The 25,270-nt window shown below is 59.5% G+C and carries 25 protein-coding genes; 15 read left to right on the plus strand and 10 right to left on the minus strand.

The annotated features are described in order from the left end of the window. Positions 1–14: 14 nt before the first annotated feature. Together ompR and envZ are read left to right on the plus strand one after the other, a co-directional pair. Positions 15–734 (plus strand): two-component system response regulator OmpR, encoded by a 720-nt coding sequence (gene ompR / locus HF675_RS01165; RefSeq protein WP_004709363.1) that lies wholly within the window; start codon positions 15–17, stop codon positions 732–734. Next, positions 731–2,104 carry a two-component system sensor histidine kinase EnvZ gene (gene envZ, locus HF675_RS01170; RefSeq protein ID WP_105232942.1) on the plus strand — a complete coding sequence of 458 codons (1,374 nt, stop codon included), beginning with the start codon at positions 731–733 and terminating at the stop codon, positions 2,102–2,104. Before ompR ends, envZ begins: the two co-directional genes overlap by 4 nt. A gap of 32 nt (positions 2,105–2,136) precedes the next feature. Here the strand turns inward: envZ and HF675_RS01175 are convergent, their stop codons facing one another. The 7 genes from HF675_RS01175 to HF675_RS01205 form a co-directional block, all read right to left on the minus strand. After that, on the minus strand, positions 2,137–2,616 hold the full coding sequence (locus HF675_RS01175) for a type II toxin-antitoxin system VapC family toxin (protein WP_187043932.1): 480 nt from the start codon (positions 2,614–2,616) through the stop codon (positions 2,137–2,139). Beyond that, on the minus strand, positions 2,613–2,873 hold the full coding sequence (locus tag HF675_RS01180; protein ID WP_105232940.1) for a plasmid stabilization protein: 261 nt from the start codon (positions 2,871–2,873) through the stop codon (positions 2,613–2,615). The genes HF675_RS01175 and HF675_RS01180 overlap by 4 nt, the downstream gene beginning before the upstream one ends. 123 nt (positions 2,874–2,996) lie before the next feature. Then, positions 2,997–4,616 (minus strand): phosphoenolpyruvate carboxykinase (ATP), encoded by a 1,620-nt coding sequence (gene pckA / locus HF675_RS01185; RefSeq protein ID WP_105232939.1) that lies wholly within the window; start codon positions 4,614–4,616, stop codon positions 2,997–2,999. 197 nt (positions 4,617–4,813) lie between these two features. Beyond that, a complete protein-coding gene (gene hslO / locus HF675_RS01190) occupies positions 4,814–5,695 on the minus strand; it encodes an Hsp33 family molecular chaperone HslO (protein ID WP_105232938.1) in 882 nt (293 codons plus the stop codon). A gap of 25 nt (positions 5,696–5,720) precedes the next feature. Next, positions 5,721–6,128, minus strand: coding sequence for a ribosome-associated heat shock protein Hsp15 (gene hslR, locus HF675_RS01195; RefSeq protein ID WP_187043933.1), 408 nt, complete (start codon positions 6,126–6,128; stop codon positions 5,721–5,723). Continuing rightward, positions 6,125–6,805, minus strand: coding sequence for a GMP/IMP nucleotidase (gene yrfG / locus HF675_RS01200; RefSeq protein ID WP_105232936.1), 681 nt, complete (start codon positions 6,803–6,805; stop codon positions 6,125–6,127). The genes hslR and yrfG overlap by 4 nt, the downstream gene beginning before the upstream one ends. A 152-nt stretch (positions 6,806–6,957) precedes the next feature. Beyond that, on the minus strand, positions 6,958–9,093 hold the full coding sequence (locus tag HF675_RS01205; RefSeq protein WP_105232935.1) for an intracellular growth attenuator family protein: 2,136 nt from the start codon (positions 9,091–9,093) through the stop codon (positions 6,958–6,960). Positions 9,094–9,527: 434 nt separating this feature from the next. On the opposite strand from HF675_RS01205, the gene nudE reads away from it, so the two are divergent. After that, complete coding sequence (nudE, locus tag HF675_RS01210) at positions 9,528–10,082, plus strand: ADP compounds hydrolase NudE (protein ID WP_105232934.1); 555 nt, start codon at positions 9,528–9,530, stop codon at positions 10,080–10,082. A 75-nt stretch (positions 10,083–10,157) separates the two neighbouring features. Here nudE and mrcA read toward each other — a convergent pair whose 3' ends face one another. Further along, on the minus strand, positions 10,158–12,719 hold the full coding sequence (gene mrcA / locus HF675_RS01215) for a peptidoglycan glycosyltransferase/peptidoglycan DD-transpeptidase MrcA (RefSeq protein ID WP_105232933.1): 2,562 nt from the start codon (positions 12,717–12,719) through the stop codon (positions 10,158–10,160). Between the two features lie 122 nt (positions 12,720–12,841). Between mrcA and pilM the strand changes: the two genes are divergently transcribed. The 12 genes from pilM to trpS all read left to right on the plus strand — a co-directional run bounded on the left by pilM (position 12,842) and on the right by trpS (position 22,936). After that, positions 12,842–13,678 (plus strand): type IV pilus biogenesis protein PilM, encoded by an 837-nt coding sequence (gene pilM / locus HF675_RS01220; protein WP_187043934.1) that lies wholly within the window; start codon positions 12,842–12,844, stop codon positions 13,676–13,678. Continuing rightward, the gene (locus HF675_RS01225; RefSeq protein WP_111737902.1) at positions 13,678–14,214 is read left to right on the plus strand and encodes a PilN domain-containing protein; all 537 of its coding nucleotides are present in this window, start codon (positions 13,678–13,680) and stop codon (positions 14,212–14,214) included. The genes pilM and HF675_RS01225 overlap by 1 nt, the downstream gene beginning before the upstream one ends. A gap of 49 nt (positions 14,215–14,263) precedes the next feature. Continuing rightward, positions 14,264–14,689: a hypothetical protein gene (locus tag HF675_RS01230; protein ID WP_158684853.1), complete on the plus strand. Its 426-nt coding sequence runs from the start codon at positions 14,264–14,266 to the stop codon at positions 14,687–14,689. After that, entirely contained in the window at positions 14,674–15,039 is a 366-nt protein-coding gene (locus HF675_RS01235) for a HofP DNA utilization family protein (protein ID WP_187043935.1), read from the plus strand. Before HF675_RS01230 ends, HF675_RS01235 begins: the two co-directional genes overlap by 16 nt. Continuing rightward, on the plus strand, positions 15,036–16,247 hold the full coding sequence (gene hofQ / locus HF675_RS01240; protein WP_111737900.1) for a DNA uptake porin HofQ: 1,212 nt from the start codon (positions 15,036–15,038) through the stop codon (positions 16,245–16,247). Before HF675_RS01235 ends, hofQ begins: the two co-directional genes overlap by 4 nt. Positions 16,248–16,596: 349 nt before the next feature. Further along, the gene (aroK, locus tag HF675_RS01245; protein ID WP_015962198.1) at positions 16,597–17,118 is read left to right on the plus strand and encodes a shikimate kinase AroK; all 522 of its coding nucleotides are present in this window, start codon (positions 16,597–16,599) and stop codon (positions 17,116–17,118) included. Positions 17,119–17,174: 56 nt separating this feature from the next. Next, complete coding sequence (gene aroB, locus HF675_RS01250; RefSeq protein ID WP_187043936.1) at positions 17,175–18,263, plus strand: 3-dehydroquinate synthase; 1,089 nt, start codon at positions 17,175–17,177, stop codon at positions 18,261–18,263. Between the two features lie 253 nt (positions 18,264–18,516). Beyond that, positions 18,517–19,515 carry an SPOR domain-containing protein gene (locus HF675_RS01255; RefSeq protein ID WP_187043937.1) on the plus strand — a complete coding sequence of 333 codons (999 nt, stop codon included), beginning with the start codon at positions 18,517–18,519 and terminating at the stop codon, positions 19,513–19,515. Positions 19,516–19,690: 175 nt separating this feature from the next. Then, complete coding sequence (dam, locus tag HF675_RS01260; RefSeq protein ID WP_015962195.1) at positions 19,691–20,503, plus strand: adenine-specific DNA-methyltransferase; 813 nt, start codon at positions 19,691–19,693, stop codon at positions 20,501–20,503. A 57-nt stretch (positions 20,504–20,560) separates the two neighbouring features. Then, positions 20,561–21,238, plus strand: a complete 678-nt coding sequence (gene rpe, locus HF675_RS01265; protein WP_105232925.1) for a ribulose-phosphate 3-epimerase — start codon at positions 20,561–20,563, stop codon at positions 21,236–21,238. Further along, positions 21,231–21,929, plus strand: a complete 699-nt coding sequence (locus HF675_RS01270) for a phosphoglycolate phosphatase (RefSeq protein WP_105232924.1) — start codon at positions 21,231–21,233, stop codon at positions 21,927–21,929. The genes rpe and HF675_RS01270 overlap by 8 nt, the downstream gene beginning before the upstream one ends. 2 nt (positions 21,930–21,931) lie before the next feature. Then, on the plus strand, positions 21,932–22,936 hold the full coding sequence (trpS, locus tag HF675_RS01275; RefSeq protein WP_105232923.1) for a tryptophan--tRNA ligase: 1,005 nt from the start codon (positions 21,932–21,934) through the stop codon (positions 22,934–22,936). 65 nt (positions 22,937–23,001) lie between these two features. Here trpS and cysG read toward each other — a convergent pair whose 3' ends face one another. After that, positions 23,002–24,405 carry a siroheme synthase CysG gene (cysG, locus tag HF675_RS01280; protein ID WP_111737899.1) on the minus strand — a complete coding sequence of 468 codons (1,404 nt, stop codon included), beginning with the start codon at positions 24,403–24,405 and terminating at the stop codon, positions 23,002–23,004. A 60-nt stretch (positions 24,406–24,465) separates the two neighbouring features. After that, positions 24,466–25,266 (minus strand): nitrite transporter NirC, encoded by an 801-nt coding sequence (gene nirC / locus HF675_RS01285; RefSeq protein WP_187043938.1) that lies wholly within the window; start codon positions 25,264–25,266, stop codon positions 24,466–24,468. Positions 25,267–25,270 lie beyond the last annotated feature (4 nt).

A 25,270-nucleotide genomic window follows, 5' to 3' on the forward strand; every position in this document is an offset into this window, starting at 1 on the left:
TTGGGAGTAATACAATGCAAGAGAATCATAAGATTCTGGTCGTTGATGACGACATGCGTCTGCGTGCGCTATTGGAACGCTATTTAACCGAGCAGGGTTTTCAGGTGCGCAGCGTGGCGAACGCCGAACAAATGGACCGCCTGCTGACGCGGGAATCGTTCCACCTGATGGTGCTGGACCTGATGCTGCCGGGGGAAGACGGTTTGTCTATCTGCCGCCGCCTGCGTAGTCAGAGCAACCCGATGCCGATCATCATGGTCACCGCCAAGGGTGAAGAAGTGGATCGTATCGTCGGGCTGGAAATCGGCGCCGATGATTACATTCCGAAACCGTTCAACCCGCGCGAACTGCTGGCGCGTATCCGCGCGGTACTGCGCCGCCAGGCCAATGAGCTGCCGGGCGCACCATCGCAGGAAGAGGCGGTGATCGCCTTCGGCAAATTCAAGCTGAACCTCGGCACCCGTGAAATGTTCCGCGAAGACGAGCCGATGCCGCTGACCAGCGGCGAGTTTGCGGTGCTGAAAGCGCTGGTGAGCCACCCGCGCGAGCCGCTGTCGCGCGATAAGCTGATGAACCTGGCGCGCGGCCGCGAATACAGCGCCATGGAGCGCTCGATCGACGTGCAGATCTCTCGCCTGCGCCGTATGGTGGAGGAAGATCCCGCCCATCCTCGCTATATTCAGACCGTTTGGGGCCTGGGCTATGTCTTTGTACCGGACGGCAGTAAGGCATGAGGCGATTGCGCTTTTCACCGCGTAGCTCGTTTGCCCGAACCCTGTTGTTGATCGTCACTTTGCTGTTCGTCAGCCTGGTGACGACCTATCTGGTGGTGCTGAACTTCGCCATCCTTCCCAGCCTGCAGCAGTTTAATAAGGTCTTGGCGTACGAAGTGCGTATGCTGATGACCGATCGGCTGCAGCTGGAAGACGGCACGTTGCTGGAGGTGCCGCCGGCGTTCCGTCGGGAAATCTATCGTGAGCTGGGGATCTCGCTGTATACCAATGCCGCCGCAGAAGAGAGCGGCCTGCGTTGGGCGCAGCACTATGAGTTCCTCAGCCAGCAGATGGCGCGCCAGCTTGGCGGCCCGACCGATGTGCGCGTCGAGGTCAACAAAAATACGCCGGTGGTCTGGCTGAAAACCTGGCTGTCGCCGGATATCTGGGTGCGCGTGCCGCTGACCGAGATTCATCAGGGCGACTTCTCACCGCTGTTCCGCTATACGCTGGCGATTATGCTGCTGGCGATCGGCGGCGCCTGGCTGTTTATCCGTATTCAGAACCGGCCGCTGGTGGAGTTGGAACACGCGGCGCTACAGGTCGGCAAAGGTAATATTCCGCCGCCGCTGCGTGAATATGGCGCGTCGGAAGTGCGTTCGGTAACGCGCGCGTTTAACCAGATGACCTCCGGCGTGAAGCAACTGTCGGACGACCGCACCCTGCTGATGGCCGGCGTCAGCCACGATCTGCGCACCCCGCTGACGCGCATCCGCCTGGCGACGGAAATGATGGGCGCCGAGGACGGTTATCTGGCGGAGTCGATCAATAAAGATATCGAAGAATGTAACGACATTATCGAACAGTTTATCGACTACCTGCGCACCGGTCAGGAGATGCAGACGGAGCTGTGCGATCTCAACGCTATTTTGGGTGAGGTGATCGCGGCGGAAAGCGGCTACGAGCGGGAAATTGACGCCAGCCTGGCGCCAGGCGAGCTGATGATGAATGTGCATCCGCTGTCGATCAAGCGTGCGGTGGTCAACATGGTGGTCAACGCGGCGCGTTACGGCAACGGTTGGATCAAGGTCAGCAGCGGCAGCGAGCTGCAGCGCGGCTGGTTCCAGGTGGAAGATGACGGCCCGGGCATCAAACCGGAAGAGCTGAAGCACCTGCTGCAGCCGTTTGTACGCGGCGACAGCGCGCGCAGCACCAGCGGCACCGGTCTGGGCCTGGCGATTGTGCAGCGTATTATCGATGGCCACGCCGGCGCGCTGGAGTTTGGCGTCAGCGAACGCGGCGGTTTGCGGATGCGCGCCTATATTCCGTTACCGATGGCTACCCGCGATGCGCTCAACGGTAATAACGGCCAGCCGAAAGAGAAGGCCTGACCCTCCTGCTGAAGGGCGCCGCCAGGCGCCCTTCAGGATTTACGGCTCATCACATAGTATTCGGCGGCGTCTTCATGCAGGCGCTGCCCCGCCGGCACCTGCCAGGGGTCGATCAGCTCGATGCCGCAGTGGAGAAAACTTTTGCTGTTGCGCGTGGCAAGCGTAGCGCCATGCTGCAGGCAGGTGGCGGCGATCTGTGTATCGGGCATGCTCATCGGCGTGCCCTGCCTTTGGTTACTGTCCATCAGCTCCGCATACTGCATGGCGCATAGGGCATCAAACGGCAAAATCTGCTCATCAAATTTAATCTGAATCGCCTCCGCCAGCCGGAGCCTGAGCGCCCGTTGGCGTTTGCCGTCCGGCATGCCGGTCACGCTGCTGAATAGCTCGGCGACAACGATGGCGCTTAAATACAGCTCACTATTATCTTTTTCGTTCAGCCAGCTGATCACGTTGTAATGCGGATTGGGGCGCAGCGTTTCTGCGATCACGCTGGTGTCGAGAATAATCATGCTTGCTCATCATCATCGAAGGTTGCGCGGCGCGGCGGCACGGCATCGCGCGGCGGGATCGCCAGCTCTACGCCGCCGAATTCGGCAAAATGCTGATGCATCCAGGTACCCAGCCCGTAACGCGCCGGCTTTTTCGTCAGCGCCTGTTTTAAAATCATACGCGCTTCTTCCTCCATGGAGTGACCATTTTTGGCGGCTGAAATGCGCAGCAGCTCTTTGATCTCATCATCGAGATTTCTGACGGTTATGGTAGCCATTGAACCCTCCGTTGCTGTCAATGATTGCAATGCCGTTATTATCTCACCCGGTTGTTTATTAAACAATGCGGGGGCGCAAAAAAGGCGCGGAAGCCGCGCCTTGAGTGAAGAGCTGAGAGAGGGTTACAACTTTGGACCGGCGCTGACCAGGGCTGCCCCGGCCGGCGTATCGGTGTATTTATCGAAGTTGGTGATAAAGCGTTGCGCCAGATCCTGCGCTTTCTCTTCCCACTGCGCTTCGCTCTGGTAGGTGGCGCGCGGGTCAAGGATCGCGGGGTCGACGCCAGGCAGCGCCGTCGGCACCGCCAGATCGAAGATCGGCAGGGTGATGGTTTCCGCCTGGTCGATTTCGCCGCTGAGAATGGCGTCGATAATGCCGCGCGTATCTTTGATTGAGATACGTTTGCCGGTACCGTTCCAGCCGGTGTTCACCAGGTAGGCCTGCGCACCGGCGGCCTGCATGCGTTTAACCAGCACTTCAGCATATTGCGTCGGGTGCAGCGACAGGAAGGCGGCGCCGAAGCAGGAAGAGAAGGTCGGCGTTGGTTCGGTAATACCGCGCTCGGTGCCTGCCAGTTTGGCGGTAAAGCCGGACAGGAAGTGGTACTGAGTCTGGTCAGCGGTCAGGCGCGAAACCGGCGGCAGCACGCCAAAAGCGTCAGCGGTCAGGAAGATCACCTTGGTGGCGTGGCCGGCCTTGGAAACCGGTTTGACGATGTTCTGGATATGGTAAATCGGGTAGGAAACGCGTGTGTTCTCGGTTTTCGAACCGTCATTGAAATCGATGCTGCCGTCGGCCAGTACGGTGACGTTTTCCAGCAGCGCATCGCGCTTGATGGCGTGGTAAATATCCGGTTCGGCTTCTTCGGAGAGCTTGATGGTTTTGGCGTAGCAGCCGCCTTCGAAGTTGAACACGCCGTCGTCGTCCCAGCCGTGCTCATCGTCGCCGATCAGTTGGCGCTTCGGATCGGTGGACAGCGTGGTCTTACCGGTGCCGGACAGGCCGAAGAACACCGCCACGTCACCCTGTTCGCCGACGTTGGCCGAGCAGTGCATGGAAGCGATGCCCTTCAGCGGCAGCAGGTAGTTCATCATGGAGAACATACCCTTTTTCATTTCGCCGCCGTACCAGGTACCGCCGATCAGCTGCATGCGCTCCGTCAGGTTGAAGGCGACGAAGTTTTCCGAGTTCAGCCCCTGCTGCTGCCAGTTTGGATTGGTGCATTTGGCGCCGTTCATCACCACGAAGTCCGGCTCAAAGTCTGCCAGCTCTTCGTCGCTCGGGCGGATGAACATGTTTTTCACGAAGTGCGCCTGCCAGGCGACCTCGGTGATAAAGCGTACTTTCAGGCGGGAGTCGGCATTGGCGCCGCAAAAGGTATCAACCACGAACAGGCGTTTACCGGAGAGTTGCTGAGTCACCAGCTGCTTCAGCTCGCCCCAGACTTCTGGGCTGAGCGGTTTGTTGTCATTTTTGCCTTTCCCCTGATCGGCCCACCACACGGTATCGCGGGTCACGTCATCGCGGACAATGTATTTGTCCTTCGGGGAACGGCCGGTAAAGATCCCGGTATCGACGGCTACCGCACCCAGGTTGGTCACCACGCCGCGCTCGTAGCCCGTTAAGGAAGGGTCGGTTTCTTCTTTAAACAGGAGGTCATAGCTTGGGTTGTAGACGATCTCGCCGGCGTTGTGGATCCCGTAGGCGGCAAGATCCTGGGGGGTTATACCTTTAGCACACATGTCACTACTCCTTGGTCACAGAATTTCTGCGGCCAATTGTAGGTATTTAATAGTGCGTAACCGCGATAGGTATCAAATATTTAACGTTTTAAACTAAATTTAGTTACGAAGTGAGAGATAGCACACGGAAAAAAGCAAACGTGCAAACGGAAAGGGCTGACGGGGCGCGCTTCGGCCCCGTCAGTATGGGGTGCAACTTAGTGTAACTGGTCGCTTTCGCCGGTGTTACCTGCATATAACGCGGCGACGTCCATCGCATCAAACACGTAATGGTTGCCGCAATAGTCGCAGTGCATATCGATGTTGCCGTCCTGCTCCAGCATATCGGCCACCTCATCGGTGGGCAGCGTCAGCAGCGCGTCGGCGCAGCGCTGGCGCGAGCAGGTGCAGCGGAATATGACCGGCTGCGGTTCATACAGCGTCACCTCTTCCTGGTGGTACAGGCGGTACAGCACTTCATTGGCCGGCAGAGTGAACAGCTCTTCGTTCTTGATGGTGGCGGTCAGCTGCACCAGGTGATCGAAGTCGTCAGCGTTTTGTTCGTCCTGCGCTGGCAGAACCTGCAGCAGCATGCCGCCGGCGGCCGGCTGGCCGTCAGCCTCGCCGGTGCGAATAAACAGACGGGTCGGCAGCTGTTCCGACTGGCGGAAATAGTTCTCCAGGCACTCGGCCAGGGTTTCGCCTTCCAGCGCCACTACGCCCTGATAGCGCTCGCCCTCGGCCGGGGTAATGGTAATGACCATCACGCCGTTGCCGATCATCTGCTGCAGCGTGCTGCCGTCGGCGATATCGCCCTGCAGGCGCGCCACACCGCGCATTTCCTGCTGGTTGTTGCCATTGATCACCGCCAGCTTCAGCGGGCCGTCGCCCTGCAGCTGTACGGTAATATCGCCGTCGAATTTCAGGGTTGCCGTCAGCAGGCTGGTTGCCACCAGCATTTCACCCAGCAGCGCCTGCACCGGGGCAGGGTAGTCGTGGTTTTCCAGAATGTGCCGATAGGTGTCGCTGAGGGTAACCAGCTCACCGCGCACCGCGTAGTTCTCGAACAGGTAACGGTGTAATTGGTCATGATTAGACATAGTTTTCTCTCTGTGAGGCGAGGGATTATTCCGACTCGCCAAATTTAAATTTAATCAGGGTGCGCCGTTCCTTCTTGTCCGGACGGCGGTCCGGATGCGGCATGCTCAGAGCGTTCAGCTTGCGTGCCTGCGCCATCTTTTCCCGGTTGGCGATGCTGGCTGTGGTTTCCTCATACATCAGCTGCGCTTCGCCGGCGCCGCGCCGCTGGCCGTTGAGCGCCAGCACGATTACCGTGCGTTCCTCATTTCCCTGACGCAGCTTGATCTCCGCGTTCAGCTCGACGTTCTTGCTGGGCTTGCTGCGCTGGCCGTTATAGTGCACTTTGCCGCCGTCGATCATCTCGCGCGCCAGCGAACGGGTTTTGTAAAACCGTGCGGCCCACAGCCACTTGTCTAAACGGACGGCGTCATCGCTCGTCGTTTTTGCTTTCATTTTGGCTCCCGTGCCAGCGCCGGTATCAACTGACGGTAATCGCGCATGGACGGATGACGCTGGAAAGTTTTTTCCGCCATGCTGGAATCCGGATTTTGTACGCCGAGACAATAGCGAATGCCAAACCGGTGCGCGGCGTCCAGAATCGGTTCGCCGTCATCCACGAACAGCGTGCGCTGCGGATCGAAGCCGATGCGTTGCTGCACCGCCTGCCACAGGCGCTGATCTTCCTTCGGATATCCAAATGTGTGGGTGGAAAGTAATAAATCAAGGTGCCGATCGAGGCCGGTATGCGCAATTTTTACCGCCAGACTGTGCGGATGCGCATTGGTCAGCAAAATGGCCTGGCGGCCGGAGTCGCGCAGCGCCTGCAGAAACGGCGCGGTATCATCGCGCAGGCGGGCGCGGGAGCCGGCTTCGCTGGTCATGGCGTAAATATCCAGATCCAGTCGCGAGCTCCAGTAATCAAAGCAGTACCAGTTCATGGTGTGCTGTACTGCGGCATACTCGGCGTCAATCATTTGACGGGCCTGCTCAAACGAGATGTCGCGCTGGGCGCTCAGCGCCTGCGGCACCCGCTGCAGCCAAAAGTGGCTGTCGAACTCCAGATCGAGCAGGGTGCCGTCCATGTCCAGCAAAACGGTATCTATATTGCGCCAATCAAATTCAGGAACCATGAATACTCCAGCGGCAGGCCTGGTCGCCCATTGTGAAAACGGTGTTTCCGCCCGTCGTCGTACCGGCGGGAAGGGCGGAGAATATAGGGTTAGGGTAGCATAAGCAGATGACAATACGTGAGAACGGGCCGGCGCCGCCGGCCCGTCAGGACTTAGTCCCTGGAATGCAGTGAGACAGGCGTCAGCTGCGGGTTAAAGCAGCTTTCATAATAGCTCTGAATGTCAGCCAGCCGGCGGCGGTTCATCCGCTGACGCTGGATCAAGCGGAACGTATTGTAACCGAGGCCGAACGTCACTCCGATCAGCAACAGGCTGGTGCCGAGGTAGCGCCACAGCGTGATGATATCCGGCTCGCTGTGCAGCGCGATATGGCGGGTTCCGTTGGCGTCGGTGCTGAGGCTGGTGATAACGCCCTGCGCTTCAAACGGCGTATGCAGCAGAACGCTGGTCATTCGCTTCAGCGCATTCCACTGCTCCAGCGCATTGTCTTCATTCGGCGATGCGGCCGGCTGCAGCGTATGGTTCACCAGCTGTTTGCCTTCATCGCTGGAGATCAGGAAACCGCCCGGCGGCGGGCTGTTCAGCGCCGCTGCCGCCTGACGGGTTTCCTGATACACGAAGGAGGAGGTGGCCGATTTGGTCAGCCGTTCCAGAGATTCGGCACTGACCGGCCGCAGCAGGACGTTGACGCCGTCCAGCGAGCCGGAACGTGCGCGTTTTACCAGGCTGTTCCAGTCTTTGGCATTGCCAAGGTTCACCAGAGCGTTTTTCAGCCGCACGCAGTCGTTGCTTTCCCCGCACAGGTCACGGGTCTTCAGCACAATATCAGAAAAATCATCCAGCAGAATCATGCCGGACTTTTCGATGGCGCTGGCCAGCTGCGGGTTGATTTTCTGGTCGCTGCCGCTGGGATGCAGCTGGCTGTTGACCGTGGTGAGCAGCGCCGAGGCCTTATCGATAATGTCCGACTCCGGCTGTGGCAGCGGCGCGGCGGTGTTCCAGTAAATGCCCGAGCAGTCGAACGGCATAAAGCCGGCCGCCGAGGCATTGACCGGCGTCGACGGTACATAGCACATGCCGCTGCCCTGAATTTTCAGGCTGTCGCCGACGTGCAGAGGGATGGTTTCCAGCGCCTGTACGCTGCTGACTTCGGTGCGCTGTGCACCCTGCAGCCAGGCGACGCTCAGTTTCAGCGGCAGGCCCAGCGGGATGTAACTCAGCAGTAAAATCAGCACCAGCAGCGAGCTGGCGATCAGCGCGGCGTTCTTCCCCCAGTGCTGCAGCGGGAAGTGCTTCATTTCATCATGCAGCGACAGGTAACGCCCCTGGCGCACCACCTGGCGGTTGAGATAGATATCGACGTCGGTAGGCTTGCCCAGATCTGCGCTGACGAACGACTGCCAGTGCGTGGGATACGCCAGGTCGACGGTGCCGAGCGAGATGTTGCTGATCTGCCCCTGACCGGACTCGCCGAACAGCCCCCAGCGCTTCGGCGTGCCGCGCAGGCAATGAATCTCTTTCAGTTCATGATCGGCCGGGCGGCGGAACAGGTTCCAGCACCCCCAGGCGATCATCAGCACCGCGACGAAAATCATCCACGGCACCACCAGAACGGGGCTGATCAGGCTGAAGAACAGCAGCAGCAGGGCGGCGGAAATAATGCCGGCTTCCTTCAGGCCGCTGGGCCTGCTGAGCATATGTTCTTCCGGCGTTTCCTTACGGATATTCAGCAGCTCGACATGTTCGCTTTCTTCCTTGCGGATGGAAGCGTTGCGCGCCGGTTCGGCGCTGACGACCGGCGGCAGCGGGCGATCGTTGATATGGTCGGTGAGCGAGTGGCCGTTGAGGGAGATCACCAGCGGCAGCGTCTGCGTTTTGATGATTTCCACGTGGTTGTCGGCGCTGATGTACTGTTCCCAGAACGGCGGCAGATGCACCTCTTCGGAGTCCAGATAGTAGCGCCATTTGTTCGGCTCATCGCTGGCGAGGCCGTAACGGGTAATCGCGTGGGTAACCGGGTAGACGTTGTCGCTTTGCGGGGTCAGCGCCAGCTTACTGGCGGACAGGGGCGAGCTGCTGGGCAGCAGTTTATTGCCCAGCCGGTTTTGCTGACCGAGGTAGTGCTCGACTGCCGCTCGCTCTTCCGACGTCAGCTTGCGGTGCGTCGGCTTGAGAAAGGGCAATGAACGGGCCAATACCGGCCGGTTGCGAGCTTTAAACCAAAAATACAGGCCAGCAATTATCAGACAGGCAAGCACTAAGGCTAATATCAACACTATTGTGCTCATGCTATCCCCATATTACGCCATGACTCCCGTCAACCTGATGATAAAGTTGCCTATTATATGCAGTAAATCAGAATGAGGCAGCTGCGGCGCCGGTAAAAATGAAAAAACGCACGGTTAAACAAACCCCAATCCTGCACGATGATAACAAGCGGCGACCACTGCTAATATCGGCATTGTCCTATTTTAACACGATTTATTTGCTGAATTAGCGGAGAAAAAAGGCATCTGCTGGCCGGAGTTGTTAAAAAAAAGTAAATTAGAGGCTGTATGCGTTGCGACCAAGGTTCCCATTAACGCACAATGTGATCAAGATCGACAATGGTCAGCGTCTCATCATGTCGTTAACGGCATGCTGCGCCAATCATTATTCCGGTTACCCTATCCTCGGCACCATACTTGGGAGGCGCAGGGCGGTAACGCATTTTGAGGCAATCATGGATAAACACCTGCAAAAACCTAAAATCCTGAAGGTAGAAACCATCGCACGTTCGCGCTTGTTTAACGTTGAATCTGTCGATCTGGAGTTCAGCAACGGTGTGCGGCGAGTATACGAACGTATGCGGCCTTCCGACCGTGAAGCGGTGATGATTGTGCCGGTAATTGGCGACGACCTGCTGTTGATTCGCGAGTATGCGGTCGGCACGGAATCCTATGAGCTGGGGTTCCCGAAGGGGCTGATCGACCCGGGTGAAGAGGTGCTGGAAGCCGCCAACCGCGAATTGATGGAAGAGGTGGGCTTCGGAGCGGAGCGCTTTGATTTCCTCAGCAAGTTAACCATGGCGCCGTCCTATTTCTCCAGCAAGATGAATATCGTGCTGGCACACGATCTGTACCCGCAAAAGCTGGAAGGGGACGAGCCGGAGCCGCTGCCGCAGGTGCGCTGGCCCATTGCCAATATGATGGCGCTGTTGGCGGAACCGGATTTTCGCGAAGCGCGTAACGTCAGCGCGTTGTTCCTGGCCGAGGCCTTCCTGCGCGGCGGCCGTTAAACGGTCGCACGCGATGTTTATCGCCTGACACAGCGCAAATAAAAAGGGCCAGATTTCTCTGGCCCTTGTTTATGGTTAGAACAGTTCGTGGCTTTCGCCGCCGGAATCCATCAGGGTGGTGCCGGCATCGTAGGTCGGGTACTCCGTTGGCTGCGTGCCTTCGATAAAGTACTCGGAACGGCTGCCGGCGCCGCCTTTCGACAGTTTGCCGGTGCTCTTGTCGATAATAACGCTGATAATGCCCTGCGGCGGCGTGGCTTTCTGCTCCGGAATGCCTTCCAGCGCAATCTTCATAAACTCATCCCACGCCGGCTGCGCGCTCTTCGCACCGCCTTCGCCGCCGGAAATCTGGTCCGGAATGGCGCCGGAGGCCGTTGAGCGACCCAGGGTGCGGCGGTGGTCATCAAAGCCGATCCAGACGGTGGTGACCGTATCCGGGCCATAGCCGGAGAACCAGGCGTCTTTCGAGCTGTTGGTGGTGCCGGTTTTGCCGCCGATATCACGACGTTTCAGATCGCGGCCGGCGCGCCAGCCGGTGCCCATCCAGCCCGGTTCGCCGTAGATGTTGCTGTTCAGCGCATCGTGGATCAGGAATGACAGCGGCGTGTTGATCACGTGCGGCGCATACTGCTGATCGCCGTCCTGCAGCACCTGGGCCGGGGTAACCTGCTCCAGCTTCGGCATTGGCACGCCGGCGTTGTTGTTGTCTTCCTGTGAGACCGCCACGTTTTCCACGTTATCGTCCGACAGCACCGCCGAACGGTGGGTGTCGCCGTAAATCACCGGCAGGTTACAGCTGTTGCAGACCACTTTCGGCTTGGCTTCAAAAATGGTGTTGCCGGTTTCATCTTCGATATGCGTGATGAAGTACGGATCCACCAGATAACCGCCGTTCGCCAGCACGGCGTAGCCGCGCACCAGCTGCATCGGGGTGAAGGAGGCGGAACCCAGCGCCAGCGACTCTGAATGCACGATGTTTTGCGCCGGGAAGCCGAAACGCTGCAGGTATTCAGCCGCGTAGTCGACGCCCATCGCACGCATGGCGCGCACCATCACCACGTTCTTCGACTGCCCCAGACCCTGACGCAGACGGATTGGACCGACGTAGGTAGGCGGCGAGTTCTTCGGCCGCCATTCGGTGCCGGAGCCGGCATCCCAGCGGGTGACCGGCAGGTCGTTCAGGATCGTGGCCAGCGTTAAGCCTTTATCCATCGCTGCGGTATACAGGAACGGCTTGATATTGGAGCCGACCTGACGCAGCGCCTGGGTTACGCGGTTGAACTTGCTCTGGTTGAAGTCGAAACCGCCGACCAGCGCTTTCACGGCGCCGTCATGCGGATTCAGCGATATCAGCGCGGAGTTGACGTCCGGCACCTGCGACAGCCACCAGGCATCGTTAACCTTACGCACCCAGACCTGCTGGCCAACCTGCACCACATCGGTCACGCGCTTCGGCGTCGGGCCTTGCAGCGTGTCGGATTTGTAAGGGCGCGCCCAGCGCATGCCCGCCATCGGCAGAGCGATGCTGCTGCCGTCCGCCAGCATGGCGGTTGCCTGCTCGGCATTGGCGGCGGTGATCACCGCCGGCGCCAGCGGGCCGTAGTTTGGCAGGCCTTTGAGCGAGGTGGTGATTTGCTTCTGATCCCAGGCAGCTTCGCCGACTTTCCACAGCACATTGGACGGGCCGCGGTAGCCGTGGCGCATATCGTACGCCAGCACGTTGTCGCGTACCGACTGCTGTGCCGCCAGCTGCAGCTTCTTGGTGACGGTGGTATAGACCTTGTAGCCGTCGGTGTAGGCGTTTTCACCGTAACGCTTGATCATTTCCTGGCGCACCATCTCGGCGAGATAGGGGGCGGAGAAGCTGATCTGCGGCGCGTGGTAGTTGGCTACCAGCGGCTCGTTACGCGCTTCGTCGTATTGCGCCTGGTTGATGTAGTGTTCACCCAGCATACGGGCCAGCACCACGTTACGGCGCGCCACGGCGCGATCGTGCGAATAGAGCGGGTTAAAGGTGGACGGCGCCTTCGGCAGGCCGGCGATGGTGGCGATTTCGCTCAGGGTCAGCTGACTGACGTCTTTGCCGAAATAGACCTGCGCCGCGGCGCCGACGCCGTAGGAGCGGTAACCCAGATAAATTTTGTTCAGATACAGCTCAAGAATTTCATCTTTCGTCAGCATCTGCTCAATACGCACCGCCAAAAACGCTTCCTTAATCTTACGCATCAGCGTGCGTTCCGGACTCAGGAAGAAGTTTCTGGCGAGCTGTTGGGTGATGGTACTTGCCCCCTGGGACGCGTGGCCGGAGACCATCGCCACCGACGCGGCGCGGAAGATACCGATCGGGTCAACGCCGTGGTGCTCATAGAACCGGCTGTCCTCGGTGGCGATAAAGGCGCGCACCATCACCGGCGGAATTTGATCCAGTTTGAGCGGAATACGGCGTTTTTCGCCGTATTGGGCGATCAGTTCGCCATCGGCACTGTAAACCTGCATCGGGATTTGCAGTCGGACATCTTTCAGCGTTGCGACGTCGGGCAGCTGTGGCTCGACATATTTGTACAAGCCAAAAACCGAGGCTGCTCCCAGCACGATGCAACATACTGCAAGGATTAGAAAATACTTTACGAACTTCACCTGAGATTTCCCATTTTCATGTCATTTGGGCAGTTTATAAACAACCGCGCGGTAGTATAAAGGTAAGGCTTCGCCATGGATATGTTCTTTTATCATCTCATCTTAAGGAGGCGGGTCAAAATATGTTCCCGAACACATGGAATGTGGGGCTCGACATACAGAGCAACAGCCTGCGTGCAATCGCGGCACAACAGCGTCGCGGCGGTTGGCAGCTGCGGCACTGGTGGCAACAAAACTTGCCGTATGCCGTATTGCGCGACGGTTATCTGGATCAATCCGAAAGTTTAATTCCGCTGTTGCGGCAATGGCGAATCCGCTTGCCGAGACATATTTCCTTACGCATTGCCTTACCTGTGCAACGGGTTTTACAACATGTCATACCGGCGCCGGATGCTCGGCTGCAGGAGCCGGCGCGCGATCGCTATATCACCGCGCAGGGGGCGAAGCAGTTCCCGCTCGACAGCCAGACGCTGGCGCTGGACTACCGTCCGCCGCAGGAACGGGCGGCGCAACTGTTGCTCACCGCCGCCCGCCAGCAGGAACTGCAGATGTGGCTGCGCTGCCTGCAGCAGGCCGATCTCTCACCGCAGGTGGTGGATATCACGCCCTGCGCGTTGTTGGCCATGGGGGAGGCGGCCGGGCTGCCGGCCGATGCCGTTTTGCTGCATCGGCTGGACGATCACTGGCTGTGGGCGGCGCCGCGCAGTGCTGCTTTTGCCTGCGGCGTGCTGCGCGAGTCGGAGACGGACGGTGCCGATCGGGCGTTAGCGGCGGTGTTGGCCGCCAACGCCGGAGCGGAGACGCTGTATTACAGCAGCGTACAGGATGAACCCGCACCGGAGGGGGCACGGCTATGGTCGCCGCTTGACGCTTTCCCTTACCGGCAGGCGCCGCTGCCGGCAAAGCCGGGGGCCTTTGTGCTGGCCGGCGGGCTGGCGCTGCGTCAGGAGGACTGCTGATGTATCAGGTGAATTTATTGCCCTGGCGCCAGCGGGCGCAGCGTCGACGCGCACGCTTCTGGCTACGTTTGCTGACGCTGCAGCTGGCATTGGCGCTGACGATCGCCGCCGTGATGTTGGCAGGCGTGCGCCATCGGCAGCAGCAACAGCGCAGCCTGCTGCAGCAATACACGCAGCAGAACGAGGCGTTGCAGCAGCAGTATCGGCTGATTCAAGCGGCGACGGGGGAACTAACGCGGCTGAGTGAACGCCAGGCGCAGCATCGCCGCAATCAGGCCCATAATCTGCAGTATGCGCGGTTTTTGCCGCAGTTGGCGGCGGCGCTGCCGGCCAGCGTATGGCTGCTCTCGCTGGATACACAGGCGCATACCCTGCGGGTGCGTGGGCTGAGTCAGGGGTATCCGGCATTGGCCCGGCTGACGCACCGTTTGACGACGCAGGCGTTGTTGCCCGGTCATCGGTTGACGGACGTCGCGCAACGTTCGGACGGCCTGTTCTCTTTTACCCTGACGGCGCCCTGGAGGCATGATGAGTAGGCCGTTGCCTGATGGGCTTATCCTTTGGCTGCAACGACCAGGGTGGCAAGTGTTGGCCTGGCAGTGGCTGCTGCTTGGCGTCTTGCTGGCGCTACCCGGCATGTTGCTGATCCGTGGCGAGTGGCGGCAGTCGGCTCGCTTAAGTGATGACGTCCGACAGCAGGCGCAACGCGTGGAGCAGTTGCAGCTGCAGTTGGCATCGCTGCCGTCGCTGGCGACGTTGGAGCAACAGATAGCGCAGCAGCGGGAACGGCGGCCGGCCGAACCGGAACTGGCGGAGGTGCTGCAGCGGACCGGCGTCAGGCTGTTGCGTTGGCAGCGGCAGGAACAGCCGGCGCAGCAACGGCTGCGGTTACGCAGCGACTACTTCTCTTTGCTGCAGTTGCTGGAAAGTTTGCCGGGCACGGTGCGCATCAGTCAGTTATCCCTGGAGATGCAGCCGGAAGGATTGAGTGCGGAATGGCTGTTGCAATAAGGCATTGCGGCTGGTTGGCGCTGGCGTTGGTGCCTGCGCTGTGGGCGGCGCAGCCGCGCGATCCTTTCCAACCGCCTGCCGTATCCTGTCCCGGCACCGGCGCGTCGCCCGAACGATGGCGGCTGACGGGCATCATCGGGCAGGCGGATCGCCGTATGGGCTGGGTCATCACGCCGGAAAAGCGCTGGTTGCGGCTGCAGCTCCGGCAAGAGGTGCTGAACGGGTGCTGGCAGGTGACGCATATTGGCGTACAGACGCTGAGGCTGCAGGCCGTGGTGACCGATGCGCTCTGTCCGCCGACAGCCGGCGATGTCACGCTGGTTTTGGGGAGTAATAAGGAAGCAATATGAAAGGATGCAAAAGTTTGGCGGGGCTGCTGTGCGCGTTATCGTTCGCCGTTATGGCGGCACAACAGGATGATGCGCCGGTTTCTCTGACGTTTCATGATGCGCCGATCGTTCTGGTGCTGCAGGCGCTGGCAGATTATCAGCAGCTGAATCTGGTGACGGCGGAGACGGTGAGCGGCACCCTGACGCTGCGGCTGGAAGAGGTGCCGTGGCGGCAGGCGCTGGCGGTGATTTTGCGGATGGGGAAGCTGAACATGACGCTCGACGGCAAGGTGATGACGGTCTTTCCGGCCGAGAAGATGCCGCCGCCGCTGCAGACGCTGACGCAGCGGCTGCATCACGCAGAGGCGGCGGCGATCTCGCAGAGCTTACAGGCGCAGCGCGGCGCGCTGTTGAGCGAGCGCGGCAGTGTCGTGGTGGATCAGCGTACCAACACCCTGATGATTCGCGACGAGGCACCGGCGCTGAAGGTGCTGGCAGACTGGCTGCAGCAGATGGATCGGCCACTGGAGCAGGTGCAGCTGGCGGCGCATATCGTTACTATCGGCAGTGAGGATTTACGCGAGCTGGGCGTCAGTTGGGGGCTGGCGGACGAAGAACTGCCGGCGAAAGCGCTGCGGCTCGACAACTTTAGCGTTGGTTTGCCCCTGGAGCGAAGTGCGATAAGCGCGGGGTTTCACTTGGCGCGCATCAGCGGACGCATCCTGGATCTGGAACTGACGGCGCTGGAACAGGAAAATGCGCTGGAGATTATCGCCAGCCCGCGTCTGGTCACCGCTAACCAGCAGACCGCCAGTATCAAGCAAGGGACGGAAATTCCGTATGAAGTGTCCAGCGGCGCCAGCGGTGCGACGTCGGTTGAATTTAAAGAGGCGGTGCTGGGGATGGAGGTCACGCCGAAGATTTTACCTAACGGTCGTATTGCGTTGCAGTTGCAGATCAGCCAAAACATGCCCGGCCGCGCGATCAAGCAGGGGGAGGGCGAAGCCCTGGCGATCGACAAGCAGGAGATAAAAACGCAGGTCACGGTAAAAAACGGCGAAACCATCGTTTTGGGCGGCATATTCCAGCGGCAAAGCAGCCGCAGCGCCGACAAGGTGCCGGGATTGGGCGATGTACCGCTGCTGGGTTCGCTGTTTAAACGCAGCGGCACACAGTATAAAAAGCGGGAACTGGTGATTTTCATCACGCCAACCCTGGTCAAAGGTTGAGCACTCAGCGGCCTCTCCGACGAAAATCTGCAGAAGTTGATGAGCAGATGCACTTTTTTCTCGCCACAGAGACATCTGAGTTTGACGCTGCGGCCGATTTAGCTTACAAGGGTTACCGAATTGAGCTCCGAGGTTTTTTTGTTAACGCTCAGACGCCGTTAAAAACATATGGTTTCCCTCCCGCGGCGTGGATAGCGATTTATTCGGTTGCCAAACTACCAAGAGTGTTGAGATAATTTTTCGTCTGATCTCGCACTATCGCTCATGAGGTTTCAGTTTAGGTCCCGCCGCTGATTTGATTGGCGGGGCGGGTTATCATTAACGAATTGTCTTAGTAATACCGAAAAACATGGCAGAGAAACGCAATATCTTTCTGGTTGGGCCTATGGGTGCCGGCAAAAGCACTATTGGCCGTCAGTTAGCTCAGCAACTCAATATGGAGTTCTTCGACTCCGATCAAGAAATTGAGCGACGTACCGGAGCTGACGTGGGCTGGGTATTCGACGTGGAAGGCGAAGAAGGTTTCCGCGATCGTGAAGAAAAAGTCATTAATGAACTGACGGAAAAGCAAGGGATTGTGCTGGCGACCGGCGGTGGTTCGGTGAAATCGCGTGAGACGCGTAACCGTCTGTCGGCGCGAGGTGTCGTTGTTTATTTAGAAACCACCATCGAAAAACAGTTGGCTCGTACCCAGCGTGATAAAAAGCGTCCGCTGCTGCAGGTTGATGAGCCGCCGCGTGAGGTGTTGGAGGCGCTGGCAAAGGAACGCAATCCGTTGTACGAAGAAATCGCCGATGTCACTATCCGTACCGACGATCAAAGCGCTAAGGTAGTTGCCAACCAGATTATCAATATGCTGGAAAACAACTGATTGCGTTCCCCGCGCCGCGATGCGGGGAGTAACCACATTGGGGAACTGGGCGCGATATGGAAAGAGTTACCGTAACGCTTGGGGAGCGTAGCTACCCGATTACCATTGCTGCCGGATTGTTTAACGATCCGGCTTCTTTTATGCCGCTGCAGGCGGGCGATCAGGTGATGCTGGTCACTAACCAGACGCTGGCGCCGCTGTATCTGGAACAGGTGCGTAAGGTGCTTGAACAGAGCGGCGTGGTGGTTGATCAGGTGATTCTGCCGGATGGCGAACAGTATAAATCCCTTGCGGTGCTGGAACAGGTGTTCTCGGCGTTGCTGGCCAAGCCCCATGGCCGCGACACCACCCTGGTCGCTCTTGGCGGCGGCGTTATCGGCGACCTGACCGGGTTTGCCGCGGCGTGCTACCAGCGCGGCGTCCGTTTTATTCAGGTGCCGACCACGCTGCTGTCGCAGGTGGACTCCTCCGTTGGCGGGAAAACCGCCGTCAATCATCCGCTCGGTAAAAACATGATCGGCGCGTTCTATCAGCCGGCTTCGGTCGTGGTTGATCTGGACTGCCTGAAGACGTTACCGGCGCGCGAGCTTTCATCCGGTCTGGCGGAAGTGATCAAGTATGGGATTATTCTTGATGCCGATTTCTTCCGTTGGCTGGAAAATAATATCGATGCGTTGGTCGCGCTGGATATGCAGGCGCTGGCATACTGCATTCGTCGCTGCTGCGAACTGAAAGCGCAGGTGGTTGCCGCCGATGAGCGTGAAAGCGGCCTGCGCGCCCTGCTGAATCTGGGCCATACCTACGGCCACGCGATTGAGGCGGAGCTGGGTTACGGCGTCTGGCTGCACGGCGAAGCCGTGGCGGCCGGCATGATGATGGCGGCGCACACTGCACGTCGGCTGGGACAGTTTTCCGAGCAGGATATTGCGCGCGTCAGCAACTTGCTGCAGCGTGCGGGCCTGCCGGTGACCGGGCCGCAGGAAATGGCGCCGGCGGCGTACCTGCCGCATATGATGCGCGACAAGAAGGTGCTGGCCGGTGAACTGCGCCTGGTGCTGCCGACGGCGATCGGCGCATCGGAGGTTCGCAGCGGCGTAGCGCATGATACGGTATTGGCGTCGATTGAAGATTGCCTGCCGCAGTAAGTGACTTGCGCGCTCTCTGATAAATCGTCGTGTTTTGGCGGTGTTGTCAAAAGAAGAGGGCAATAACAGTGGCTTAGCCGCGGTTTGCATCTATATTATTAATCATGCGAATGGGTTTTGCCCGATTATCATGATTTGGGTTAATCGGCTGTATCGCCGTCGCTTTACCGTGATACGCCCCAGGTGGCTGGTGCTACGCAAGGCGGCCAGCCTGCGGGGTAACAGCCTTTACCTCTCAGTTGGAGGGTTTTAGATGGATGAATTTAAACCGGAAGACGATCTCCGACCCGATAGCAGCGATCGTCCTTCCTCACGGTCGCGTAAAGCGGCCCCCGGCCCGCGTTTAGCCGTTTCACGTCAGCATCTGATGATCGGCATCGGCATCCTGGTGCTGTTGCTGCTGATTATCGGGATCGGCTCTGCGCTGAAAGCGCCGACCAAACACGAATCCGCGCAGCAGCAGGGCAATCAGTCCGGTTCGGCGCGCGACATCAATCTGTCCGGCTCCTCATCGTTGACCACGACGAATAATGGCGTTCCGGGCGGCACCACCGATGCCAATGACGCCAACGGCGTGAATACGACCCAGCCGCAGCAGCCGCAAGAGATCAGCGTACCGCCGATTTCCGGCACGCCGACCGAGGCGCAGCCACAGCCGCAACAGGGCGGCGCGCAGCAACGCGTGGATCTGCCGGGCAATATGAACGATGCACTCTCTGCGCAGCAAGGGCAGGTCGATGCCGCTACGCAAGGCATGACGGGCGGCAATTCAACGCTGCCGACGGCGCCGGCGACGGTGATGGGCGGTTCGAATACGCCGCGTGAAACCACGCGCCCGGTGCAGAGCCATACCGCGCAGCCGCATAAAACGCCGGCGAAGAGCGCCAGCAAACCGACCGCCTCGACGCATAAATCAAGCAGCAGCAAAGCCTCAGCCTCCTCTGAGAAATCCGCTGCGGTCAGCGGCAGCGGCGGCGCTATCCAGTCTGCCCCGGCCAGCCGCTTCACGCTGCAGCTGAGCAGCGCGTCCCGCTCCGATACCTTGAACGCTTTTGCCAAACAGCAGAAGCTGCCGAACTATTCCGTGTATCAAACCACGCGCAACGGCAAACCGTGGTTCGTACTGGTGAGCGGCGTTTACGCCTCTTCCGGTGAAGCGAAGCGCGCCATTGCGTCATTGCCGGCGGATGTGCAGGCGAAAAAACCGTGGGTTCGTTCTGTACGTCAGGTACAGCAGGACCAGAAAAAGTAATCTGACAGCTTTCAGGCCGCCCTCCTGCGCCATGCGACGACCTCAGGTCCGAGCCATGGCCAGGCGGCGGCCTGCAGGATGAAGGGTATCAATCATTTTAATTTGTGCGCTGATGTGCTGTCTGAAACAGAGTACAATCCGCCGCTCTGAATTGTATAAGTAGCTAACTGACGGCATGAAGAAAAACCGCGCTTTTTTAAAATGGGCTGGTGGAAAATACCCGCTGGTAGATGAGATTCGTCGTCATCTGCCGGAAGGGGACTGCTTAATCGAGCCCTTCGTAGGTGCGGGGTCGGTGTTCTTGAATACCGATTACGATGCCTATATTCTCGCCGATATCAACAGCGATCTTATCAACCTGTATAACATTGTGAAGCTGCGTACGGATGATTTCGTGCGCGATGCCCGCATTCTGTTCGCCGATGAATTCAATAACTCGGATCAGTTTTACCTGCTGCGCGAAGAGTTTAATACTAGTCAGGACGCGTACCGCCGGGCGTTATTGTTCCTGTATCTGAACCGCCATTGTTACAACGGCCTGTGCCGTTATAACCTGCGCGGCGAATTCAACGTGCCGTTTGGCCGTTACAAAAAGCCTTACTTCCCTGAGGAAGAGCTGTACTGGTTTGCGGAAAAATCGCGCAATGCCACCTTTGTCTGTGAGCATTACCGCGATACCATGCTGAAGGCGACCGCCGGTGCGGTGGTGTATTGCGATCCGCCGTATGCGCCGCTGTCGGCGACGGCGAATTTTACCGCCTATCACACCAACAGCTTCAGCCTGGACGATCAACAGGGGCTGGCGCAGATTGCGCATCAGCTGTCGGTTGAGCATCAGGTGCCGGTATTGATCTCTAACCACGATACCGAACTGACGCGCGACTGGTACCAGCATGCTGCGCTGTATGTGGTGAAAGCCCGCCGCACCATCAGCCGTAATATTCTGGGCCGCAGCAAGGTGAACGAGCTTTTGGCGCTGTATCGCTAAGCCGGAAAGATGCAGGCGCCCGGCGTATCATAACTACCCCTACGTTTGGAGAAGCGGATGAAAAAGAGTTTGATTGCCCCGTCCATTCTGTCGGCAGATTTTGCCCGCCTGGGCGAGGACACGGCGAATGTCTTGGCCGCCGGTGCCGATGTGGTGCATTTTGACGTGATGGATAACCATTACGTACCGAACCTGACCATCGGCCCGATGGTGTGCCAGGCGCTGCGCAACTACGGTATCACCGCGCCGATTGACGTTCATCTGATGGTGAAGCCGGTCGATCGTCTTATTCCGGACTTCGCCAAGGCCGGCGCCAGCTATATCTCTTTCCATCCTGAAGCTTCCGAGCACGTCGACCGCACCATCCAACTGATCAAAGAGCACGGCTGTAAGGCCGGGCTGGTGTTCAACCCGGCTACGCCGCTGAGCTATCTCGACTACGTGATGGATAAGCTTGACGTGATTTTGCTGATGTCGGTCAACCCGGGCTTTGGCGGCCAGTCATTTATCCACGGTACGCTGGATAAGCTGCGTCAGGTGCGCAAGCTGATCGATGACAGCGGCTACGATATCCGTCTGGAAGTGGACGGCGGGGTGAAGGTCGATAATATTGCCGAAATCGCCGCTGCGGGTGCCGATATGTTCGTCGCCGGTTCCGCCATCTTCGGCCAGCCGGACTATCGCACGGTGATCGACGCCATGCGTAGCGAACTGGCGAAAGTCACCCATGGCTGATTTCAACGCCATCCGCGCTCTGGCATTTGACCTGGACGGCACGCTGGTTGACAGTGCGCCGGGCCTGGCCGCGGCGATGGACCAGGCGCTGGCGGAGATGAACCTGCCGCAGCCGGGTATTGAACGGGTCAGCACCTGGATTGGCAACGGCGCCGACGTGCTGGTGCAGCGGGCGCTGCGCTGGGCCGAGGTCGAAGAGACGCCGGAACAGTGCCGACAACTGCGTGAACGTTTCGACCGCTGCTATGCCGACACGGTTGCCGACGGCAGCCGCCTGTTCCCGCAGGTGCGGCAGACGCTGGCGCAGCTGGCGGAGTACGGCATGCCGATGGCGCTGGTGACCAACAAGCCGACGCCGTTTGTCGCGCCGCTGCTGCGTTCGCTGGGGATTGCCGACTACTTTTCGCTGATTATCGGCGGCGATGACGTGATTGAGAAAAAGCCGCATCCGGCGCCGCTGTACCTGGTGCTCGGCAAGCTGGGGCTGCGGGCCGGCGAGCTGTTGTTCGTCGGCGACTCGCGCAATGATATTCAGGCGGCGCAGGCGGCGGGGTGCCTGAGCGTCGGCCTGACGTATGGTTATAACTACGGTGAAGCGATAGCCCTGAGCCATCCCGACCGCGTGTTGGAACGCTTCGCCGATCTGTTGCCCGTTCTTGGGCGGTCATCTTTAGAGAATCAGGAAATTTAAACATGAGTAAGCCCATCGTATTTAGCGGCGCGCAGCCGTCCGGCGAATTGACCATTGGCAACTACATGGGTGCGCTGCGTCAGTGGGTTCATATGCAGGATGATTACGACTGCATCTACTGCATCGTCGACCTGCATGCGATTACCGTACGTCAGGACGCGGCAAAGCTGCGTGAAGCGACGCTGAATACGCTGGCGCTGTATCTGGCCTGCGGCATCGATCCGAACAAAAGCACCATCTTTGTTCAGTCGCACGTACCGGAGCATACGCAGCTGAGCTGGGCGCTGAACTGCTACACCTATTTCGGCGAACTGAGCCGCATGACCCAGTTCAAGGATAAATCCAGCCGCTATGCGGAAAACATCAACGCCGGCCTGTTCGACTATCCGGTGCTGATGGCGGCAGACATTCTGCTGTATCAGACCAACCAGGTGCCGGTAGGCGAAGACCAGAAACAGCACCTGGAGCTGAGCCGCGATGTGGCGTCGCGCTTTAACGCGCTGTATGGCGATATCTTCAAGGTGCCGGAGCCGTTTATCCCGAAATCCGGCGCGCGCGTGATGTCGCTGCAGGAGCCGACCAAGAAGATGTCCAAGTCGGACGATAACCGCAACAACGTTATCGGTCTGCTGGAAGATCCGAAAGCGGTCACCAAAAAAATCAAACGGGCGATGACCGACTCCGATGAGCCGCCGGTCATTCGTTACGACGTGGCCAATAAGGCAGGGGTCTCCAATCTGTTGGATATCCTGTCCGGCGTGACCGGCAAGTCAATTGCCGAGCTGGAAGCCGAGTTCGAAGGCCAGATGTACGGCCACCTGAAAGGCGCGGTTGCCGAGGCGGTGTCCGGCATGTTGGGCGAGCTGCAGGAGCGTTACCACCGTTTCCGCAACGATGAGGCCTATCTGCAGCAGGTGATGCGTGACGGCGCAGCCAAAGCGCGCGCACGTGCACAGGAAACGCTGAATAAAGTCTATGAAGCGATCGGCTTTGTGGCGCACCCGTAAACTCAGGGCGTCAGACAGCAAAAAGGCCGGGCATTTGCCCGGCCTTTGTCATTTTTAACCCGTTGTCAGGCCATTTTCGCCAGCTCCGGCGCGGCTTCGCGGCTGGCGAACCAGTTCAGTTGACTGCGCAGGCTGACGACGCTGCCGACAATAATCAGGCTCGGGCTGGCCGCCTGCTGCGCCAGCGCCGGCAACTGCCGCAGTTCGCCTTCAAGCACTCGCTGACGACGGCTGGTGCCGTTCTCCACCAGTGCTACCGGCGTATCGGCGGCCATACCGTGCGCGATCAGCTGCCTCTGAATCTCTCCCGCCTGCGACAGACCCATATAGAACACCAGCGTCTGCTGGCCGGCGGCCAGCGTGGCCCAGTCGAGATCGCCGTCGCTTTTGGCATGGCCGGTGACCAGACGGACGCTTTGCGCATGGTCGCGGTGGGTCAGGGGAATACCGCTGTAAGCTGAGCAGCCGGAGGCGGCGGTGATGCCCGGCACCACGGAAAACGGAATGCCGCCCGCCGCCAGCGTCTCCAGCTCTTCGCCGCCGCGGCCGAAGATAAACGGGTCGCCGCCTTTCAGACGCACCACGCGTTTACCGCTTTGCGCCTGCTCCAGCAGAATCTGGTTAATCTGCGCCTGCGGCACACAGTGATCGCCGGCGCGCTTGCCGACAAAAATGCGTTCGGCGTCGCGGCGCACCAGCGCCATTACGTCATCAGAAACCAGACGGTCGTAAACCACCACATCGGCCTGCTGTATCTGCTGCAGGCCTTTCAGCGTCAGCAGACCGGCATCGCCCGGCCCGGCGCCCACCAGCACCACTTCACCGCCGGCGTGAGTCTGGCTGGCGAACAGCGCTTCGGTCTGGCTGGTGACCATGGCGTCATCGTTATTGGCCAGCGACTGCGCCAGCCGGTCGTGGGCAAACAGCCGCTCCCAGAAACGACGGCGGTCTTCAGGCCGTGCAAAGCGCTGTTTTACGCGCTGGCGCAGCGTACCGCCCCACTGCGCCAGACGGCCGAGGTGCTGCGGCAGCGTGGCCTCCAGTTTTTCACGCAGCAGACGCGCCAGCACCGGCGCTTTCCCGCCGGACGAAACGGCGACCATGATTGGCGAGCGGTCGATAATCGACGGCATGATAAAGCTGGCGCGTTTAGGATCGTCCACCACGTTGCAAAACACCCGTTGCTGATTGGCGCACTGATACACCAGCGCGTTGACCTCCACCCGGTCGGTGGCGGCAATCACCAGCCACTGTTCCGCCAGCAGTTCGGCACGGAAGTCGCCGCCGATCAGCGTGACCTGTCCCTGTTCGGCCCAGCGCTGAAACTGTTCGTTGAACGTCGGTGCGTTGACCGTCAGCTGTGCGCCGGCATCCAGCAGCAACCGCGCCTTGCGCTCGGCGACGTCACCGCCGCCGACCAGCAGGCAGGCTTTATGTTGCAGTTGGCAGAAAATGGGTAGGTAATCCATCAGCAATTCCTCTGGGCGGGGCCAGGGGCGCCGCGTACGGCGCCCGGGATAAGTCGGTAATTATGCGGTCTGACGTGCGCGCTTGCTATCCCCCTGCGGGCGCTGCGCGCGTGGGGTGGCGTACCAGTAGCCAAGCCCCATCAGAATCATGCCGGAAACCATATTGCCCAGCGTGACCCACAGCAGGTTATGGCCGATGCCGCCGAGCGTATAGGCTTCGCCGTGCTGGCCGAACCAGGAGAGCGCGAACAGCGTCATATTGGCGACCGAGTGTTCGTAGCCGGAAGCGATAAACGCCAGCAGACACCACCAGATGGCGATAAATTTCGCCGCGCCCTCAACGCGCAGCGCCATCCAGATCGCCAGGCAGACCAGCCAGTTGCACAGGATACCCTTGAAGAACAGCACGTCCGCCGGCGCGGTGGTTTTCGCCAGCGCCACGCTGTGCACCAGACTGGTGTCTACCGGCAGCAGGCTGCCGCCGCCATAATAGTACATCAAGGCGACCAGCACCGACCCCAGCAGGTTACCGAGCCAGGTCTGCGGCAGCACCGTCCACATCTGCCCCTGTGAGATGGCGCCGGCTTTGACGCCGAGCGTCAGGAACATGGTGTGGCCGGTAAACAGTTCGGAACCGGCGATAATCACCAGCGTCAGCGCGATACCGAAGGTGGCGCCCATCACCAGCGGGCGCACGGACGGATCCACCAGATTGCCGAGGGTGAAAATCAGGATGATGCCAAGGCCCACATAGGCGCCGGCCATGGCGGAGGTGATCCAAAAGCCGAGCGGGCTCTCCTTCGCCAGTTTGACGATGCGCGCCGCGTTGGCGGCGCATTTGTTGATGGTGTCGGTAAACATAGGC

Source organism: Serratia sp. JUb9 (assembly GCF_014298095.1).
Lineage (GTDB): Bacteria > Pseudomonadota > Gammaproteobacteria > Enterobacterales > Enterobacteriaceae > Serratia_B > Serratia_B rhizosphaerae.

Coding starts and splice junctions, on each gene's coding strand:
- rpe (WP_105232925.1), top strand. CDS start 20,561: ATGAAAAAGAGTTTGATTGCCCCGTCCATTCTGTCGGCAGATTTTGCC.
- HF675_RS01255 (WP_187043937.1), top strand. CDS start 18,517: ATGGATGAATTTAAACCGGAAGACGATCTCCGACCCGATAGCAGCGAT.
- HF675_RS01205 (WP_105232935.1), bottom strand. CDS start 9,093: ATGAGCACAATAGTGTTGATATTAGCCTTAGTGCTTGCCTGTCTGATA.
- hslR (WP_187043933.1), bottom strand. CDS start 6,128: ATGAAAGCAAAAACGACGAGCGATGACGCCGTCCGTTTAGACAAGTGG.
- hslO (WP_105232938.1), bottom strand. CDS start 5,695: ATGTCTAATCATGACCAATTACACCGTTACCTGTTCGAGAACTACGCG.
- ompR (WP_004709363.1), top strand. CDS start 15: ATGCAAGAGAATCATAAGATTCTGGTCGTTGATGACGACATGCGTCTG.
- aroK (WP_015962198.1), top strand. CDS start 16,597: ATGGCAGAGAAACGCAATATCTTTCTGGTTGGGCCTATGGGTGCCGGC.
- HF675_RS01235 (WP_187043935.1), top strand. CDS start 14,674: ATGGCTGTTGCAATAAGGCATTGCGGCTGGTTGGCGCTGGCGTTGGTG.
- aroB (WP_187043936.1), top strand. CDS start 17,175: ATGGAAAGAGTTACCGTAACGCTTGGGGAGCGTAGCTACCCGATTACC.
- HF675_RS01225 (WP_111737902.1), top strand. CDS start 13,678: ATGTATCAGGTGAATTTATTGCCCTGGCGCCAGCGGGCGCAGCGTCGA.
- envZ (WP_105232942.1), top strand. CDS start 731: ATGAGGCGATTGCGCTTTTCACCGCGTAGCTCGTTTGCCCGAACCCTG.
- nudE (WP_105232934.1), top strand. CDS start 9,528: ATGGATAAACACCTGCAAAAACCTAAAATCCTGAAGGTAGAAACCATC.
- dam (WP_015962195.1), top strand. CDS start 19,691: ATGAAGAAAAACCGCGCTTTTTTAAAATGGGCTGGTGGAAAATACCCG.
- cysG (WP_111737899.1), bottom strand. CDS start 24,405: ATGGATTACCTACCCATTTTCTGCCAACTGCAACATAAAGCCTGCCTG.
- HF675_RS01180 (WP_105232940.1), bottom strand. CDS start 2,873: ATGGCTACCATAACCGTCAGAAATCTCGATGATGAGATCAAAGAGCTG.
- HF675_RS01270 (WP_105232924.1), top strand. CDS start 21,231: ATGGCTGATTTCAACGCCATCCGCGCTCTGGCATTTGACCTGGACGGC.
- hofQ (WP_111737900.1), top strand. CDS start 15,036: ATGAAAGGATGCAAAAGTTTGGCGGGGCTGCTGTGCGCGTTATCGTTC.
- nirC (WP_187043938.1), bottom strand. CDS start 25,266: ATGTTTACCGACACCATCAACAAATGCGCCGCCAACGCGGCGCGCATC.
- HF675_RS01175 (WP_187043932.1), bottom strand. CDS start 2,616: ATGATTATTCTCGACACCAGCGTGATCGCAGAAACGCTGCGCCCCAAT.
- trpS (WP_105232923.1), top strand. CDS start 21,932: ATGAGTAAGCCCATCGTATTTAGCGGCGCGCAGCCGTCCGGCGAATTG.
- pilM (WP_187043934.1), top strand. CDS start 12,842: ATGTTCCCGAACACATGGAATGTGGGGCTCGACATACAGAGCAACAGC.
- pckA (WP_105232939.1), bottom strand. CDS start 4,616: ATGTGTGCTAAAGGTATAACCCCCCAGGATCTTGCCGCCTACGGGATC.
- yrfG (WP_105232936.1), bottom strand. CDS start 6,805: ATGGTTCCTGAATTTGATTGGCGCAATATAGATACCGTTTTGCTGGAC.